This window comes from Lunatibacter salilacus, assembly GCF_009797935.1.
GTDB lineage: Bacteria > Bacteroidota > Bacteroidia > Cytophagales > Cyclobacteriaceae > Lunatibacter > Lunatibacter salilacus.
Map to the genome: position 1 here is coordinate 188,868 of NZ_VOLC01000013.1, position 17,171 is coordinate 206,038.

The 17,171-nt window shown below is 40.7% G+C and carries 15 protein-coding genes; 6 read left to right on the plus strand and 9 right to left on the minus strand.

The annotated features are described in order from the left end of the window. Positions 1 to 29 precede the first annotated feature (29 nt). Complete coding sequence (locus tag FQ608_RS17775; RefSeq protein WP_158859796.1) at positions 30 to 1,778, plus strand: RagB/SusD family nutrient uptake outer membrane protein; 1,749 nt, start codon at positions 30 to 32, stop codon at positions 1,776 to 1,778. A 120-nt stretch (positions 1,779 to 1,898) separates the two neighbouring features. Next, positions 1,899 to 2,966 (plus strand): phosphatidylinositol-specific phospholipase C1-like protein, encoded by a 1,068-nt coding sequence (locus FQ608_RS17780; protein WP_158859798.1) that lies wholly within the window; start codon positions 1,899 to 1,901, stop codon positions 2,964 to 2,966. Positions 2,967 to 3,170: 204 nt separating this feature from the next. On the opposite strand, the gene pstB is transcribed toward FQ608_RS17780, so the two are convergent. The 9 genes from pstB to FQ608_RS17825 form a co-directional block, all read right to left on the minus strand. Next, entirely contained in the window at positions 3,171 to 3,917 is a 747-nt protein-coding gene (pstB, locus tag FQ608_RS17785) for a phosphate ABC transporter ATP-binding protein PstB (RefSeq protein WP_199856405.1), read from the minus strand. An 11-nt stretch (positions 3,918 to 3,928) separates the two neighbouring features. Further along, a complete protein-coding gene (gene pstA / locus FQ608_RS17790; protein ID WP_158859801.1) occupies positions 3,929 to 4,780 on the minus strand; it encodes a phosphate ABC transporter permease PstA in 852 nt (283 codons plus the stop codon). Beyond that, complete coding sequence (pstC, locus tag FQ608_RS17795) at positions 4,777 to 5,655, minus strand: phosphate ABC transporter permease subunit PstC (RefSeq protein WP_158859803.1); 879 nt, start codon at positions 5,653 to 5,655, stop codon at positions 4,777 to 4,779. Before pstC ends, pstA begins: the two co-directional genes overlap by 4 nt. Positions 5,656 to 5,658: 3 nt before the next feature. Next, a complete protein-coding gene (locus FQ608_RS17800; protein WP_158859805.1) occupies positions 5,659 to 6,483 on the minus strand; it encodes a PstS family phosphate ABC transporter substrate-binding protein in 825 nt (274 codons plus the stop codon). Between the two features lie 219 nt (positions 6,484 to 6,702). Next, a complete protein-coding gene (locus tag FQ608_RS17805) occupies positions 6,703 to 7,941 on the minus strand; it encodes an MFS transporter (RefSeq protein WP_234364256.1) in 1,239 nt (412 codons plus the stop codon). A gap of 13 nt (positions 7,942 to 7,954) precedes the next feature. After that, a complete protein-coding gene (locus FQ608_RS17810; protein WP_158859807.1) occupies positions 7,955 to 9,040 on the minus strand; it encodes a zinc-binding dehydrogenase in 1,086 nt (361 codons plus the stop codon). Positions 9,041 to 9,850: 810 nt separating this feature from the next. Beyond that, positions 9,851 to 10,390 carry a DUF6586 family protein gene (locus FQ608_RS17815; RefSeq protein ID WP_158859808.1) on the minus strand — a complete coding sequence of 180 codons (540 nt, stop codon included), beginning with the start codon at positions 10,388 to 10,390 and terminating at the stop codon, positions 9,851 to 9,853. A gap of 134 nt (positions 10,391 to 10,524) precedes the next feature. After that, positions 10,525 to 10,881 carry a YdeI/OmpD-associated family protein gene (locus FQ608_RS28095; RefSeq protein ID WP_394351668.1) on the minus strand — a complete coding sequence of 119 codons (357 nt, stop codon included), beginning with the start codon at positions 10,879 to 10,881 and terminating at the stop codon, positions 10,525 to 10,527. Further along, positions 10,770 to 11,006 (minus strand): tryptophan-rich sensory protein, encoded by a 237-nt coding sequence (locus FQ608_RS17825; protein ID WP_158859812.1) that lies wholly within the window; start codon positions 11,004 to 11,006, stop codon positions 10,770 to 10,772. Before FQ608_RS17825 ends, FQ608_RS28095 begins: the two co-directional genes overlap by 112 nt. A gap of 72 nt (positions 11,007 to 11,078) precedes the next feature. On the opposite strand from FQ608_RS17825, the gene FQ608_RS27535 reads away from it, so the two are divergent. The 4 genes from FQ608_RS27535 (at position 11,079) to FQ608_RS17840 (ending at position 17,132) form a co-directional block, all read left to right on the plus strand. Next, the gene (locus tag FQ608_RS27535) at positions 11,079 to 11,330 is read left to right on the plus strand and encodes a MarR family winged helix-turn-helix transcriptional regulator (RefSeq protein ID WP_262885524.1); all 252 of its coding nucleotides are present in this window, start codon (positions 11,079 to 11,081) and stop codon (positions 11,328 to 11,330) included. Between the two features lie 110 nt (positions 11,331 to 11,440). Then, positions 11,441 to 13,081 (plus strand): tetratricopeptide repeat protein, encoded by a 1,641-nt coding sequence (locus FQ608_RS17830; RefSeq protein ID WP_158859814.1) that lies wholly within the window; start codon positions 11,441 to 11,443, stop codon positions 13,079 to 13,081. Positions 13,082 to 13,274: 193 nt separating this feature from the next. After that, entirely contained in the window at positions 13,275 to 14,357 is a 1,083-nt protein-coding gene (locus FQ608_RS17835; RefSeq protein WP_158859816.1) for a phytase, read from the plus strand. Positions 14,358 to 14,363: 6 nt separating this feature from the next. Continuing rightward, positions 14,364 to 17,132 carry a TonB-dependent receptor gene (locus FQ608_RS17840; protein WP_158859817.1) on the plus strand — a complete coding sequence of 923 codons (2,769 nt, stop codon included), beginning with the start codon at positions 14,364 to 14,366 and terminating at the stop codon, positions 17,130 to 17,132. Positions 17,133 to 17,171: the final 39 nt, after the last annotated feature.

A 17,171-nucleotide genomic window follows, 5' to 3' on the forward strand; every position in this document is an offset into this window, starting at 1 on the left:
TTTAATACTTCATAGATAAATAAAACGAAATGAAAAATATATTAATAAACAAAACCTTACCGATACTTGTGTTCGTATTCGCATTCTTCGGTTGTACAACACTAGAGGAAGATATCCTAGATGAGTCACTGACAGGAACAGGCGAAGCGGAAATTGTAAGTGGGTCCATAGCGCCGGTATACGGACTTCTCCGACACGGTGTATGGTTGCATACTGTGAATTTTGGGCTTCAAGAGGTATCTTCTGATGAAGGTATCCTTCCCTATCGTGGGGGTACGGACTGGTACGATGGCGGCAAATTCATTGCGGTTCATCAGCATCTTATGACCCCCAGTAATGGTTTGGTAACAGATACTTGGACCAATATCACGCTAACGCTATCAAGAGCAGTAATTGCTGCCGAGCAATTAAACCTAGAGGCTCAAGCAGGAAATGTTGGGGCACAAGCCGGTTACTATGAAATGGTTGCTATGAAGGCATATCTCAATATGTTAGCACTTGATAATTGGGGTTTAGTTTTCAAGAAAGAGCTTACTGGCGACAGATCAGAAATTCTACGGGGACAAGTTGCAATCGATTATCTTGAAAGCGAACTTCTGTCAGTCGTGGATGTCATCAACAACGATAAGGGTCCTGGTAGGTTGACTAGAGATGGTGTTAAAGCTTTATTGGCTCGTTTATATTTGAATGCCGCCGTTTACCGCAATCCATATGGTACACCTGACTTTAGGATAGAGGATATGGATAAGGTTATCCAATATACTTCGGATATTATTTCTGGGCCGTATGTATTATCTCCTGAATATTTTGATTTGTTTAGCGATGATAACCATTTCAATCCTGAACTGATATTTGCACTTGACCAGAGAGGTGTACTCCAAACTGACCACCAACGATGGGCCTATTGGTCAGTATCCGGAGATCAGATTCCAAGACCTGAATTCCCGAATACACGTGGAACGGATGCAGTAGCAGCTACAACTGATTTCTACCAAACTTGGGTAGATGCGTATGGCAATATCGATCCTGCCGATGCCGATGCCCGGTTCTTTATGGAGAACACGGCAATACCCGATGAACTTAGAGACCTTACCGGTGTGACTCCAATGAACGATTCAGACCACTACTACTGTGTGGATGCCGAGGAATTTGAAATGGACAGGGGATTACTTCGCGGCATTATATGGGGCCCTAGGAAGGACGAAGGTGGAAATATTTTGAGGTGCCCCGATGGAAGGGTTCGGATTTATCCCGTTATAAATAGAAGAACCAGTGGCGCAAACTTGACCTATGTTGACCATTCGTTGAACGTAGATTTTAGCGGTCCGGGAAGTTTGCACAACACTGGATATCGATTTTCAAAATATCAATTCAGTCGTACGGCTCCCAATTGTTGTTCATACAGTAGTGTAGATTTAGTTTTGATTCGCTTGGGAGAGATATACCTAATGCGCGCAGAGGCAAAATTGAGAAAAGGGGATAATGCAGGGGCGTTGGCCGATGTCAATATGTTACGGACTTCCAGAAACGCCCGCCCTGATCAAACCCCTGCTGCCTTGAACTCCATTGATCTTGATATATTATATCGTGAAACGGGATTCGAGCTTTACTGGGAAGGATTTAGAAGAAATTATCAAATCCGGTTTGGGAAATACGAGGATAGTTGGACAGGAAAGACTGATGCCGATGTCAACAAACGCTTATTCCCGATCCCTCAACGGGCGATGGACGGTGCTTCTAATGAAGAAGGATTTTTAGTACAAAACCAAGGGTATTAAACCACTAACGGATAACGATGATACGGCAAGGAAGATTTTTTCTTGCCGTATTTTTTTGAAATACCAAATGATGTTAAGCTTGTTAACTATAAAGAGCAAAACGAAAAATAAGACTGACCTATGAAACTGCTACAAACCATCCTATTACTGATCATGCCGGTGGCTTTTTTCAGTAATTCTGCGCTCAAAAGTTTAGCGGAAATAAAACTAAACGATATACAGATTATTGGAAGTCACAACAGTTACAAGATTGGGATTGAAAGACCTTTGTTCGAATATTTGTTAAAATCGAGACCTGCATTAAGTGGCTTGGAATATGAACATATACCTCTTTCGGACCAATTGAATCTGGGACTGCGTGGCTTAGAACTTGACGTATTTTATGATCCTAAAGGAGGTTACTATTCAGACCCCAAAGGATTGGAAATAGTAAAATCCATGGGTGAAGAACCGGAACCTTTTGACGTAGAACAAAAGTTGCGACTACCCGGGTTAAAGGTCTTCCATGTCCAAGAAATAGATTTTAGAAGCCATCAACTTTTATTCAAAGATGCCCTGAGGGAATTGAAAAAATGGTCTCAGTCCAATGAAGGACATACGCCCATAATAATTACTATCAATGCGAAGGACGGGAAAATACCGCTTTTGAGAGATCCGCTTCCATTTACGGCCGAAGCTTTAAAAAGTATCGATTCAGAGATACTGGAAATTTTCGACGGGGAAGACTTGATAACACCAGATTTGGTAAGAGGTGATTTTGAAACCTTGGAGCAAGCGGTTCTTGCAAAAGGCTGGCCTTTACTAGAGGAATTAAAAAACCGGTTTTTGTTTGTTTTGGATGAGGGAAATGAAAAAACCGACGGATACCTGTCTAATTTTGAGAATTTTAATGGTGCAACATTATTCGTTAACAAAGAGGAAGGAAACCCTGAAGCTGCGTTTAGAATCATCAATGATCCAGTCAATAATTTTGACAAAATAAAAAACTTGGTATCCCTTGGCTACATGGTTCGCACCAGGGCAGATGCTGACACCAAAGAAGCGAGGGAAAATGACTATAGTAGGTTTGAAAAGGCAAAGGAATCCGGTGCACAAGTTATCACTACAGATTATTACCAACCCAGTAGACTTTTTGAATCTGACTTTAAGGTTATCTTTGATAACGGCAGCTATGAAAGAAATAAGTGAAACCAAGACCAATTTTAAATCACATTCTCAAACAAGAATTTGTGATTTCTAAACCGAAGGGATATAATCACCTTTAAGAGTATAATGCCCATTTTCCTTACCCTGGCACAACCTGTGTCAGGGTAAAAATTTTACCCAAAGTCAAAGTTACTTTTTTTTAGCTAGCCTGAACTTAGAGATTTTTTGTTGAACATATACTCGAATTTATCCAAAATGCCCTCCAATATAGCGCTGGGTTAACTCGTTTTTTGGATTCTTAAAAATAGTATCGCAGGTATCAAACTCAATGATTTCACCAAGGTACATAAATGCTACCTTATTCGATATTCTTTGCGCCTGCTGCATGTTGTGGGTGACAATGACAATAGTGAAATTCTCTTTAAGCTTTTCAATGAGTTCCTCTATTTTTTTCGTACTTAAAGGGTCAAGCGCAGAACATGGTTCATCCATTAGGATCACTTCGGGTCTCAGTACGACGGTTCTAGCGATGCAAAGGCGTTGCTGCTGTCCGCCGGATAATTTTACAGCGGGCTTTTTCAATTCATCCTTCACCTCATCCCATAAAAAGCTTTCCTTCAAAGCCGCTTCGATTAGATTGGGAATGCTGTGTTTTGGATAATTATGGATATTCAGCGCATAGGAAAGGTTTTCGAAAATACTTTTTGGGAGTGGATTGGGTTTTTGAAATACCATTCCTATTCTTTTCCGAATATCTGTTACGGAATTCTTCTTATCATATAAATCCAAATTCTCCAAAAACAGTTTTCCCTCAATCTTAGCGTCAGGAGATAAATCGTGCATGCGGTTAAAACTGCGAAGCAAAGTAGATTTTCCACATCCAGAAGGCCCAATAAGTGCTGTTACTTGGTTCTTTGGAAAAGCGATTGATACATTTTTTAGTATTTGCTTTTTTCCAAAGTAAAGATTTAGGTTTTCGGCCCGAAGTTTAATCTCTTCCATGTTTAATCTTGTGTCCTGTTTTTAAACCGCAAATAGAAAGCCATTGAATTTAAAGAAAACACTACCAAAATTAAAACTGTCGCTGTGCCATAAGCTAATGGCCTTACTTGTTCTATTTCATTGTGCTGTGTGGAAAGCATATATAAATGGTAGGGTAATGCCATAAATTCCTGATAGGGAGATGCACTTATCCCGTTAATAAAAAAGGCTACACCAGTAAATAATATTGGTGCTGTTTCACCAGCAGCTCTTGAAAGTGTTAATATAACCCCTGTCAATATCCCCGGCAGAGCTTTTGGTAACACCACATCTTTTATTGTCTCGAACTGAGTTACGCCCAAAGCAAGAGCGGCTTCCCGCAAGCTGTTCGGGATTCTCTTTAATGCTTCTTCAGTAGTCGTGATAATATAAGGTAACGATAGCAATCCCAACGTGAGTCCTGCCGATAAAACAGAGGTGCCGAAATCCAGCGCTTGCACAAACAGAGCCAAGCCGAATAGGCCATAGATTATGGAGGGGACCCCCGCCAAATTTCTTATGGAAGCGCGAATAATATTTGTAAGAAGGGTTGGTTTGGCATATTCATTCAGGTAAATAGCGCAAGCTACCCCAAAGGGTACAGAAAATAAGGTAGTGATCAAAGTAAGTAAAACAGTTCCTATAATCGCCGGTAAGATACCGCCTTGGGTCATGCCGTCCCTTGGGAAAGAAGATATAAACGCCCACGATAGGCTGGAAAAACCTTTGGAAAAGATGTCCCACAGTATAATTCCCAAAAAAGAAACGACAATCAACGTGCTGCCACCGAGAATAAACCAAAAGAATGAATTGACAAAATGTTTTCTCTCCATCATGCGTCAAATTTTCTTAACCGGTTTGCGAAAAATTCACCCGTTAAATTGATTACCATGGTAATCAGAAACAGCAACCCAGCAATCGCAAATAAGGCAAAGTAATGGGTAGTCTGATAAGGTACCTCCCCCATTTCAATAGCAATCGTTGCAGTTATTGTCCGCACAGAATCCAAAAACCCTCTAGGAATGGCAGCTGAATTCCCTGTCGCCATCAGCACAGTCATTGTTTCGCCCAAGGCTCTCCCTAGACCCAACATTACGGCAGCAATTAACCCAGGAAACGCTGCCGGAATAGTTACTTTAAACAGTGTCTCCCACTTATTTGCCCCCAATGCAAATGAAGCTTCCCGATGCGACTTTGGCACTGCATTAATGGCGTCCTCACTGATAGACACAATAGTTGGCAATGCCATGACGGCTAAGAGAACTGACCCATTCAACGCATTCAAGCCATTTTGGATTCCGAATAGTTGCGCCAATCCCGGACCTACCAAGACGATTCCCAGAAAACCAATCGCCACAGATGGGATCGCCGCAAGCATTTCTATAATGGGCTTTAAAACGGTCTGCAAACTTCTAGGAGCCATTTCTGATAAATAGGCGGCCGTCAAAACCCCAAGAGGTACGGCCAGGAGCATTGAGCCTATTGCCACCCAAAAAGTACTCACCAGCAAAGGTATAATACTAAAATGCGTATCCGGATCCCACTGCGAACCGGTAAAAAAATCTAATGGCGAAACGTCAAGGAAAAATAAAATACTGTTTGAAAAGAGCAGAAAAAAAATACCAGCCAACAAAGTAATGGTCAGAAATCCAGCTCCTTTAAAGATCAGTTTTAACAGACTGTCTATTTTTTCTCTTGTCCTGGAATTCATTTTTTATTGTATGGGGTAGTAACCGGATTGTTGGATGATTTTGGCTCCCGCTTCTGACTGTTCGAAATCCAGAAACGGTTTTATCTTTTCATAATCTACTTTTCTGTAATATTGAAAAAGGGGTCGCTGAAAGAGATAATCCCCTGATGCAATAGCATTCTCATCTAATGGAGAAATAGCTTTTGAATTTCCTTGATAGACGGTCAGTGTCTTCAAGCCTGTTGCGTTTCCTTTCAATACGTATCCGGCACTCACATAACCAATTCCTGAATTATCCACTTTAAGTGCTTCGATAATTTGCGCATTACCGTTCATTTGCATGGCATGTGGGGAAAAGTTTATTTTCAAACTTGACTTCACGTAATCATAGGTACCTGAATTGCTTTGTCTTCCGTAAATGGTAATCGGCAAATTCAATGAAGTAAGAGAAGACCAATTTTTAAATTCTCCTTTCAATATACGGGCGATTGTTTCCGTATCAACAGAGTCGAAGGGTAAGTCATCCGAAACAACAAATGCAATGGCGTCTTGTGCAAATGCGATGGAATCGATTTCAATTCCCTTATTTTTAAATAATTTAAGTTCAGAATCTTTGATGCTACGGGAGGAATTTGCGATGTCAGCGTTTCCATTCAGTAGTGAAGCAATCCCAAGTCCAGATCCACCCCCGGATACTGACACAAGTAATCCCGGAGTCTCAAAATGAAATTGTTCGGCCATCAAAACAGCCAGGTTTACTTCCGTATCAGAACCTTTTATCTTAATGGTTTCATTATCCACGGAACAGGAGCCAATGAAAATGCAGATTAAGGGGAAGATAAATCTCATCTATAAATTTACCTCTCTTCAAACAGCAAATTCGCAGTCTTATATTATCTTATCGTTATGATTGTGGCTGATAAAGAAAAATTTTAGCAAGATCAATCAAAATAAAATTTCCATTTGATCAATAATACGTTTTGTGAATGAGACACCATATGCTTATTGGATGAATTTTTATATCCCTCCAAAATCTGTTTAGTTAAAGCGTATCAATTAGTAATGATATCATATTGTCACACGATGTTTTGCTCTAGCCAACAATATCATCCCGGCCGATAATTGACAAATCACAGCCAAGGCTAAAAACACCGAGATACTGCTGTTGGTGATATCAATAATCTTCCCCAAAATTGGTTCTCCCAAAGCCGCAAAAAGGTAAGCGCATGCATTCATAACCCCTACACCAGTTCCTACATATTTTTCTCCGAGAAGTTCCGGACCTAGTGGCCAGAAATTTGCCTGTGGGCCGTATACGAAAAAGCCGGCTAAGAACATCAACACGGAGCCGGCCACCCAATTTTCCGGCGGAGTCCAGTAAATTCCCATCATGATTATCGCCGCAAACGACATACCCGTGAAAATTGACCTGTGCTTGTTTCCCTTAAAAAGACAATCGGAAATCATACCAAAGGATAATGCTCCCAAAGCCATTCCAATCGGCAAAAGTATACTGCCCCAAAGGTTATCCGTATTACCATTGGAATTACCAAGAAAATGCAAAGGCACCCAGACAATCAATCCATATCGGGCCATACTCTCAAACCCGAGAGAAAATGACGCTACAACAAAATTCCTGTTTTTAAGCACCTGCAAGTACATAGCCGCCCAGGACTCTTGAGATTGACGTTGCTTTTCAGGATACAAATCCGGGTATCCCTTATCCGAGGGTTTGCTCCTTGCTATAAAGAAAAAAAGAACAGCAGCAAACAGAAGAAACAAAACTGGTATACGGAATAAGTAAGGCCAGGCAACCCTATTTTGTAGGATCAATATCGAAACCAAAAATGTCACTACAGAAGAGCTTCCCGCAGCCATTGTATATAGGCCAAATGCCTTTCCCCGCTCTTCTCGATGCCACCAATTCGAAATAAGCCTGCTTCCCGGAGCCCATGCCATGGATTGAAAATACCCGTTCAATGCCCATAAAACTAGGATATAGATATAAGTAGTACTAAAACTGATTGCAAAATTAGCCAATACAGAAAGAATAGCACCAAGGCTAATCATTATTCGCGGACTGAATCTATCTGCCAAGTTCCCGTTTACAAACTGTCCGATCGCATAGCCAATCAGCATTGCCGAGCTAATCCAGCCAATCAAAGCATAAGAGATCTCCAATTCTTCTGCCATTTCTTTGGCAGCCCACCCAAAATTATGTCGCCCTGTATAAAAAAATAGGTAACAGAACATGGTTATAAAAAGCATGTTCCATTGATCTCTTCGGAAATTAAGTGAATCTGCCACGTTCGGTTTGTCCTTATTTTATCCTTATGCCTACCCGCAACGGTTTATTTCGAAGTGCATAGTCAAAAGCCTTCTCGGCATCCTCCAGATCGAATTCCTTTTCTACCGCAGATTCAAATGGAAACCGTTTCCAGTTTCTTTTTATAAAATTCAACCCGCTAACGAAATCTTCGAAATTATAATTATGCAGTCCCCGAATCGTGATCAATTTTCGAATTAAATTTTCAGGATTAACCTGCACCTTTCTTGTACCAAAGACAGCACCCACCCATATAGCCTTTCCACCTATTCCCAAGAGTTCCATACCGGACTCCATTGCCTCCGGTGAACCACTCATGTCGAAAACCACATCTACACCATTCGTAGGAAATTTTGTTGCTATCTCTTCAACTAAGTTGCAAACATTCAAATTAAATGTTTGGTCCGCACCGAAGGACATCGCTTTAGTCAATCTGTCTGTATCCATATCTACTACCGACACCCATTTTGCACTTTTGACCCGGCACATGGCGGCACAGGTAATGCCCAACATACCGGCGCCAAAAATCACCACCTTCTTATCTCTAAGATTACCAGCAAGCCGTATTGCTCCCGCAACAGTTGAAATGGAACAGTTAACTGTGGCAGCCACTTGTGGAGGAAGATCTTTTGGCAGCTTTAATATTCCCGTACCAGGCCTTAGGATGCAATATTCTGCCAGCCCACCATGGAAATGTTCGCGTTCCGTGATCTGTGCGTGTCCATACTTAAATAGGTTATCGCCTTTTTGGGGCATGCCGTCACGCGAAAGGGAAGAAGTTGGATCACTTGAGAAAATCGTCCAAGTTATCAAATCACCCGGTTCCAGCTTTTCAGAGTTGTAATCCCTACCGCTGTGCTGCCTTTCGATTTCCACGATTGTCCCGACGATTTCATGCCCCAATACAACTGGACAGGGTTCTTTTCGTAAACCAGTATAGGTGTGCAAGTCACTGCCGCAAATTGTGGTAAATTGGTTTTTGACCAGAATCTCCCCAGGAAGAAGCTTTCTAACTAATTCTGTTCGAATTTCAAGCGATTTACCCGGGCCATTGAAAGCAATCAGCTTACCCGTTCTCATAAATAAATTTGAGCGTGAAAATAATATCCTTTTTTACGCCTCTAATGTATTATTTTTTATTTCTGGATTTCAGGATAATTATGTAATAAAACTATTAAGAATTTATTATTTTGTCTAATAAATTCGTTCAGGTGCCTTACTCTTCCGATTCTTATCGGGGAAACCGGAGATATGCCGAAAAACTGAAGTGTAGCGCGTTTCAAAGTATTCAAATCGCTGTTGCGGTACTGTCACCAAATCCACCACAAGGGGGCATCGCAGGTTGTAATTAAAAGTGCGCTCTTGCCTTTAAGCAGTTGATCGCATCTCCAACCGGTTTACAGACTAACAACTTGTTAGGTTGATTCTTCTATGGCACAAAATTTCTATTAAGCGGTTATATTTAATATAACATCTTCTATTTCGCTTATAATTTCATCAAAAGTAAACAGCTTGAAAGGCAATTTTACACCTGATGTATTGATTTTTTTATTTAATAAAAGTTTTACAAATCAAACTATACAGGATGCTGTGGCTTCATAATCAGAAGTTAAAACTAATGCTATTCCATTTCCAGTGTTTTTTGCTACCACTCCAATAATTTCGTTCCCGGCGTATTTATACTGTTTAGCAATAGATAATTGTGGCCATTTCCTTCGGATTGATGCAAACGGTGAGTATGTGGATAAGTTATTGATTTTAAAAGGATTTGGAAGAGCCAATACAAACGACAGTTGATTTAATAAAGATTGCTATCAGAAAACCCAAACTATGGAAAAAAAACTCCCAGGTGGAAAGACCTGAGAGCCATATTTTTTGCGAATTGTAATGTTATTTCTTTTTGGAAGATTTTCCAGCGGAAAAAATCGCTGATTCCCTAAGCTCCAAAATCAATTTTCTCATTTTGTTTTGCCATTCTTCAAACTTCTCCAAATTCGGATTTGACTCAACTTGTCCGATTTGTTCCAAAAGGTTTCCGGATTCGAATTTAACTTTACCTGTGGATTTTTTGCTTTTTTCAATTTTGGGAACTGCGTTCAGATTGAAAGACTTTAATTCATATAACCAGTTCTTTTTGCCCATTAATTTGCTGAGCTTTTTAACCTCTTGTATAGGTTTTTTGGAATTGGATTTGGCATCCTTAAGGCTTTCGATGCTTAGCTTTTTTGCCTTAATTCCAAGTCCATAGATTTCATTTATCTCAGCTAAAAACGCATCAACTACTCCTTTTAAATGAAACAAAAATGATTCGCTATGGGCTTTCTCAATATCGGATCCAAGTATTTCTGATTTTTTCAACTCATCGAGGTAAATTTGGGCATATCGTAATTTAGAATCTGTCAGTTCTTTAAGTACGGAGTATTTTTTCATTTTCATTGCTTGTCAATTTTTAGTTAAAATTACCCATATTTCATACAATATCGTCTATTTTTTACTTTTTTTATTGCAAAAGAAAAATTTAAATATCAGATTTTGGAAGGTATAAGGTAATTGGCGAATTCTTTCTACAATTTCCCTTTGGGTCGTGGCTTGGTACTATCATTTATAATTTGTATCGATTTTTGAATCTGCTTGTAAATATCTTTAGTCTTGTTGATAGAGAAAATTACGCTCCTTTTTTTTCCAAATGTCAAGCTTTCAAAAACTGTTTTCAATTTCAAATCCTGTTCTAAAAGGACCTCCAAAACCTCCGGAATATCAACTCCCAAAGGATTCGGGTCCTCACTTAATTCAAAATAAATTTGGGCGCCTAGGGTTTTATTTTGCGGCGATTTTTGGTGATCACGGGAAGGTTTGATATTGTGTAAAGTCCAATTAGGGAGGTAATGTTTAAAAATAACCACATGGGCGGAAATAGCCATTCCGGCGGTGCACCGTCCGGCTGAAGGAAATTATTGTAAAAGGCTTCATCTCCATTGAAGCCTGCCGGGACGACTGAAATGATATTAGCAACCACAAAGATTATTAGGCAGTGCCACCATTTCATTTTTTTAAACGGTTTTTGGATGTTAGATTTTTGATTAGTAGTTTCCATGTCAAATAAAGATTTAAATTAATAATAAAGCGGTTAATTAATCTAGGGTTAGTCTCGGAGAAAGTGAATAAAAACGATAAAAGGCAAAAGTTAATTTCTCTGACAAAAAAAGGAAAGGAACTACTGTTCAAAGTTTATGTTGGTTTCTCAAAAATTCAAGACGTGATGGTTGGATTAAATATCGAACAAAGAGAACTTCTAATTCATACCTTGCAAAGCTTAGACACCTTCCATACCGGAAATATTCAATCATTGTCCAATAATTCGAAAAAGTAGGAAATATAGTTAATGGTTGGCCTTATTTTATTTTTCCGCTATCGCACAAAATTAACATTGAATTCATATTGACATAACAACTATGCGTCTGGGTTACAGCATATTTGTAAATGAAAATCTGGCTGATCACAATAGTATTTATGGGTCTCGCTCAGTCCCATGCCGAACAGATCCCAGTCTCAGGAATTCCTGAAATCAATTCCCTTTTATATTTAGCAAGAGAAACTCAGTTTTCCCAACCTGATTCAAGCTATAATATCGCTTCCAAAGCACTAAAGGAAAGTGAAAAAGTTGGTGATCGGAAAAGTTCCGGACTCTGCCAACAGTTTTTGGGAGAGCTTTTATTTTTTCAGGGTATATATTCCGAAGCAGGAGAGCGGTTCCTTTTGGCAGGGGAGATTTTCCAGCGGTTAAACAACCGCGACTTATTGGTGGAAAATTACAATTTCCAAGGGCGACTGCATTACAAAACTTCCTCCCCCGAAGAAGCTTTAATTATGCATCAAAAGGCCTATGATTTGGCTTTTCAGGATGGAAACATTTTGGGCCAAGCGACATCAATGGGTTGGATTGGTGGAATGTATGAAAAAATGGGTGCCTATAGTGAAGCACTAACATGCCAATGGTCGGCGAAAGCATTATTTGAGGAAAATCAATTGGATTCTCTTTCGGCAGAAATCAATGAAAATCTTGGGAGCATATATGAAGACTTAGAAGCGTTTGATTCTGCTCTTTATTATTTTGATGCCGCCTATCAACTGAACCTGGCATCCGGGGATAGCCTAAAACTTATCAATACCATCAATAACCTCGGCGATATATACCGGAAAAAGGGGCAGATGAAAAAAGCACTTGCCACATCCTCCCAGGCTTTGGAGCTTAGCCGAATGCTCCGAGAACCTTACCAACTCAGCAGTGCCATGAGAGACGTAGCAAAAGCGCATCATGAATCCGGTGATTTTCAAAAAGCGTATGCCTATCTGGATAGCAGTAGAATAGAATACCAGGAAATTTACAATCGAGAATCGGCCAGACAGTTGGCATTGATGAAGGAACTCTTTGAAGTCAGAATCAAAGATCAGGAGATAAATGAGCTTACGAGAAAACAAAATTGGAATAATCAGCTCAAAGTTTTGCTCGTTCTTTTGATCTTGGCAATAGTCGCCTTTAGCCTGGTGGTTTTTAGTAGGCAAAAACTGAAATCCAAAGCTGCGGAGGAATCGATGATTCAGCAAAAAGCAGTTTTGGATACGAGGCAGAAGCTAATAGAAACTGAGCTTGCCAATGTGCAGCTAAAGGAACGACAGATGAAAATGGACTTGGAAGCTAATGCCAAAGCCCTCGCTGCGGAAACACTACATGTAATCGATAAAAACCGTGTATTGGAAGAACTTCGGAAAAGACTTTCCAGTACGCTGGAGGATGATCCGAAAGAACAGAAAAAAAAGATCAGGAACCTTATCAAAATGATTGATTTTAATCTGGTCCATGAAACAGACTGGAACGTTTTTCGAAATAATTTTGAGAAAATTCACGAAGACTTTTTTGTTAATCTAAATCATGTGTCGAATAATCTTTCCCCGGCGGATCTTAAGCTTGCAACCTTGATGAAATTAAATCTAGGGTCAAAGGACATCGCTTCAACCCTAGGGATTTCCCAGGACAGCCTCCGAATTTCGAGATACAGACTAAGGAAAAAACTTGACTTAAAAAACGGCGAAAGTTTACACCAATTTATAGTTGGTTTATAGGATACAATTAAATAACCTACCCGTAACATGGCATAATATATTGATATTCAATATTTTAAATTACTTTTTTAATATTGCTGTTGCCGTTTTGTTAACGCTGCCAGATTTAAATGTTGCTGTTTTGATAACGGTTTACCCTAGCTTTCATTTGGGCTTCCAACTAATTTTGACCCAAAATAAAACGCTCATGCACATGGTTAAATTTTTCTATTCTTGTTTTACGCTAGTCCTTTTGATGTCTGGTTGTCAAAGCCAAAAACCAACTGATTCGGATTCACTCGAATCAAATGATTTCGTAGTAACACCTTTTGTCACTACAGATTCAGTCATTCACGATACCGACGATCCCGCCATTTGGATCAATTCCGCGGATCCCTCCAAAAGCTTGATCATTGGCACCGATAAAGATGCTGACGGTGCATTATATGTTTTTGACTTAAAGGGTAAAACCATCGATTCACTGGTCGTGCGGAATCTTCAACGTCCAAATAACGTGGATGTGGGATACGGCCTTAAATATGGTGATGGAAAAATAGATTTTGCCGTCACTGGAGAGCGTCTTACTTCTAGACTGAGATTTTATAGCCTTCCCGAAATGAAAGAAATAGCAGATGGAGGGGTTGAAATCTATCTTGATGAAACAGGACCGGAATACAAAGACCTGATGGGAGTTGCCGTATATCACGATAAGGCTGCTGATATTCATTATGTGATTGCAGGGCGAAAAAACGGACCTACGGACGGGACATATCTTTGGCAGTACCGTATAGATGGAACGGAATCTGGAATTGAGCTGGAGTTGGTGCGTAAATTCGGGAAGTATAGTGGCAACAAAGAAATAGAGGCTATTGCTGTTGATCATGAGCTCGGCTACATTTATTATTCAGACGAGGGAGTTGGGGTAAGGAAATATCACGCCAACCCTGCAAAGGGCAATGAAGAACTGGCCTTGTTTGCTACGGAAGGATTTACGGATGACCACGAAGGCATTTCGATCTACCAAACATCTCAAAATGAAGGCTACATACTTGTCTCTGATCAGGGAGCAAACCTTTTTCATGTGTTTCCAAGAGAGGGAAACCAGGGAAATCCAAATGATCATCCACTTTTAATCAAGATTCCACTAAGCACGGTTTCCAGTGACGGGTCAGAAGTGACAGCCGTTAATTTGGGGCCGAATTTCCCCAAGGGGATGTTTGTGGCCATGTCCGATGACAAAACATTCCAAATTTATTCTTGGGAACAACTCGAAAAATACATCAACCAGAAAAACTAACTAATCATGAAAAAACAACTACTTGTTACTTTATCCGTGTTGTCTATCCTCCTGTGTGCGGGAAATGGATGGGCGCAGGGAGTACTGAAGGGGAGGTTGATCGATGCGCAAAATCTGTCCCTCCCCGGTGCCAATGTAATCGTTCAGGGGACAACTATTGGAACTATCACGGATCAAAAGGGAGATTTTTCCATTCCGAATTTACCTTCAGGGAATGTTGAAATTAAGGTAACATACCTAGGATTTGGAGAGCTTATAAAAGTAGCACAAATCCAGAGTGGTCAAACAACTACCCTTGACTTTAAAATGGATGAAGCCGAGTTGCTGGCTTCGGAATTTGTGGTATTCGGGGACAGGCTCAAAGGCCAGGCAAAAGCGCTGAACCAACAAAAAAACAACGCCAACATAACCAACATCGTGTCCTCAGATCAGATCGGCCGTTTTCCTGATGCCAACATCGGGGATGCCTTAAAGCGAATCCCCGGTATCACCATGCAAAATGATCAGGGAGAAGCCCGAAATATTATTATCCGTGGGATGGCTCCCCAGCTCAACTCCGTGACTTTGAATGGGGAACGAATTCCCTCCGCAGAAGGAGACAACAGGAATATCCAAATGGACTTGATTCCTTCGGATATGATTCAAACCATCGAAGTAAATAAGGCCGTATTGCCCAATATGGATGCGGATGCAATCGGAGGCTCGGTGAATCTGGTTACGAGGCAAGCTCCAAACTCGCTTCGAGTTTCAGGAACGGCAGCCAGCGGTGTTAACCTTTTGTCTAACAAGCCAATCTGGACTGGAGGCATGATCTTGGGAAATCGCTTTGCCAATGATAAGCTTGGAGTGATTTTCTCAGGTTCCTATAACAACCACAACTTTGGTTCTGACAATGTGGAAGGCGTTTGGTATGATTCAGATAATGGTGTAGCCCTTGAAGAGTTTGATATCCGAAAGTATGTGGTACAGCGGGTAAGAAGATCTGCCACTCTAGCGCTAGATTATGAGCTTTCTCCGAATCATACCCTTTTTCTGTCTGGCATGTACAATCAGCGGGACGATTTTGAAAATCGCTATAGGATGCGTGTCAGCAATTTGGACGATTCCTTCGACGACGGAGATTTCACTCAGACCAGCCCGGGGGTCTATCAGACAATCGGAAGGGTGGAATTCCAAACAAAAGGTGGCCTGGACAATAACCGGATCAAAGCTACACGATTGGAGGATCAGCGTGTATATAATGTCACAGGCGGTGGTAAACACCTTTTCAACAAACTTCGGACGGATTGGAACCTTACCTATGCCAAAGCTTCCGAAGAAAGACCAAACGAACGCTATTCCTCCCATCGCTCCTCCGGACAAAATGTACGCGTAGATTTATCCAATCCCCGCTTTCCTTTAGCAATTCTTTCCAATCCTTCAGACAATCTGGGAATTGGTTTAAATGGACTATCTGAGCAGTATAGTTACACCTCTGACCAAGATCTCAACGGAAGATTGGACTTCAAACTTCCCTATTCCAATGATGGTATTCTTCAGTTTGGTTTGAGGTACCGGGGAAAGAAGAAAGACAGAGATAATGATTTTTTCGAATATGAACCAACTGATGAAGATGAATTTGGCGCTACACTCGGTGAAATTCCGAATCAGAATTTCACTGATCCCAATTACCTCGCAGGTTCCCAGTATGCAGTTGGTACCTTTATGGATCCAAGTTTCTTAGGTGGGTTAAACCTGACAAATAGCAGTCTTTTTGAAGAATCTGACCTGCTTGAAGAATACGCTCCGGGAAATTACAATGCGTCTGAAAAAATAACTGCCGCCTACGTAATGGCAGATCAACAACTGACACAAAAACTATCCGCAATAGCCGGCCTCCGGCTGGAGCACACTGCGATCGATTATGCCGGGAATATTTTCAATATTGACGACGAAACGATCTCCCCTACCTCTGGTGATCAAAGTTATGCCAATTTTCTCCCCGGATTACACTTCAAATATGATCAAAGTGCCAATACGGTATTTCGATTTGCATGGACAAACACAATCGCCAGGCCAAATTATTTTGATCTGGTTCCTTATGCTGCATTCAGTATTGCGGATCAAGAACTGGAACGGGGAAACCCCAATCTAAAAGCCACTACTGCAATGAATTTTGACTTTATGGCGGAGCGGTACTTTGATGACGTAGGAATGCTGTCGTTTGGCGCCTTTCACAAGGACATAGACAATTTTGTGTATACCATCACCACCCAAGGGTATTCCGATCCCGTTTTTGGCTCCAACCTTCAATATTCAAGGCCTGAAAATGGTGGTACGGCCACCGTGTCCGGATTGGAGGCTTCCTTTCAGCGGCAGTTTTTCAAGAACTTTGGACTGTACCTAAACTATACCTTCACCAACTCATCTACTACTGGCATCGAAGACCGGGATGGTGAAGACTTACAGCTTCCCGGAACAGCAAAGAATATGTTCAATGCTTCTGTTTCGTACGAAAATGAGCGTTTGGTAGTTCGAGTATCACTCAACTATGCATCTGATTACTTGGATGAATTGGGTGGGGAGGGATTTGAAGACCGATATTATGACAAGCAGACTTTCCTAGATGTGAATGCTTCCTACGCATTCACACCAAAATGGCGGCTTTTTGCTGAAGGAAATAATTTGACCAATCAGCCTCTACGTTACTATCAGGGAATTCAGTCCCGAACCATGCAAATGGAATATTACAATGCCCGCTTTAACTTCGGAATTAAATTTGACTTGTTTGAATAGATTGCAAATTTAAAAAACCACCCCTTTAAAAAAGGCTGC

What these genes read in the sequence shown, in the direction of transcription:
- FQ608_RS17775 (WP_158859796.1), top strand. Translation starts at nt 30, where the DNA reads ATGAAAAATATATTAATAAACAAAACCTTACCGATACTTGTGTTCGTA.
- FQ608_RS17810 (WP_158859807.1), bottom strand. Translation starts at nt 9,040, where the DNA reads ATGAGAACGGGTAAGCTGATTGCTTTCAATGGCCCGGGTAAATCGCTT.
- FQ608_RS28095 (WP_394351668.1), bottom strand. Translation starts at nt 10,881, where the DNA reads ATGGCTATTTCCGCCCATGTGGTTATTTTTAAACATTACCTCCCTAAT.
- FQ608_RS17835 (WP_158859816.1), top strand. Translation starts at nt 13,275, where the DNA reads ATGGTTAAATTTTTCTATTCTTGTTTTACGCTAGTCCTTTTGATGTCT.
- FQ608_RS17800 (WP_158859805.1), bottom strand. Translation starts at nt 6,483, where the DNA reads ATGAGATTTATCTTCCCCTTAATCTGCATTTTCATTGGCTCCTGTTCC.
- pstC (WP_158859803.1), bottom strand. Translation starts at nt 5,655, where the DNA reads ATGAATTCCAGGACAAGAGAAAAAATAGACAGTCTGTTAAAACTGATC.
- FQ608_RS17830 (WP_158859814.1), top strand. Translation starts at nt 11,441, where the DNA reads ATGAAAATCTGGCTGATCACAATAGTATTTATGGGTCTCGCTCAGTCC.
- pstA (WP_158859801.1), bottom strand. Translation starts at nt 4,780, where the DNA reads ATGATGGAGAGAAAACATTTTGTCAATTCATTCTTTTGGTTTATTCTC.
- FQ608_RS17840 (WP_158859817.1), top strand. Translation starts at nt 14,364, where the DNA reads ATGAAAAAACAACTACTTGTTACTTTATCCGTGTTGTCTATCCTCCTG.
- FQ608_RS17815 (WP_158859808.1), bottom strand. Translation starts at nt 10,390, where the DNA reads ATGAAAAAATACTCCGTACTTAAAGAACTGACAGATTCTAAATTACGA.
- FQ608_RS17780 (WP_158859798.1), top strand. Translation starts at nt 1,899, where the DNA reads ATGAAACTGCTACAAACCATCCTATTACTGATCATGCCGGTGGCTTTT.
- FQ608_RS17825 (WP_158859812.1), bottom strand. Translation starts at nt 11,006, where the DNA reads ATGAAATGGTGGCACTGCCTAATAATCTTTGTGGTTGCTAATATCATT.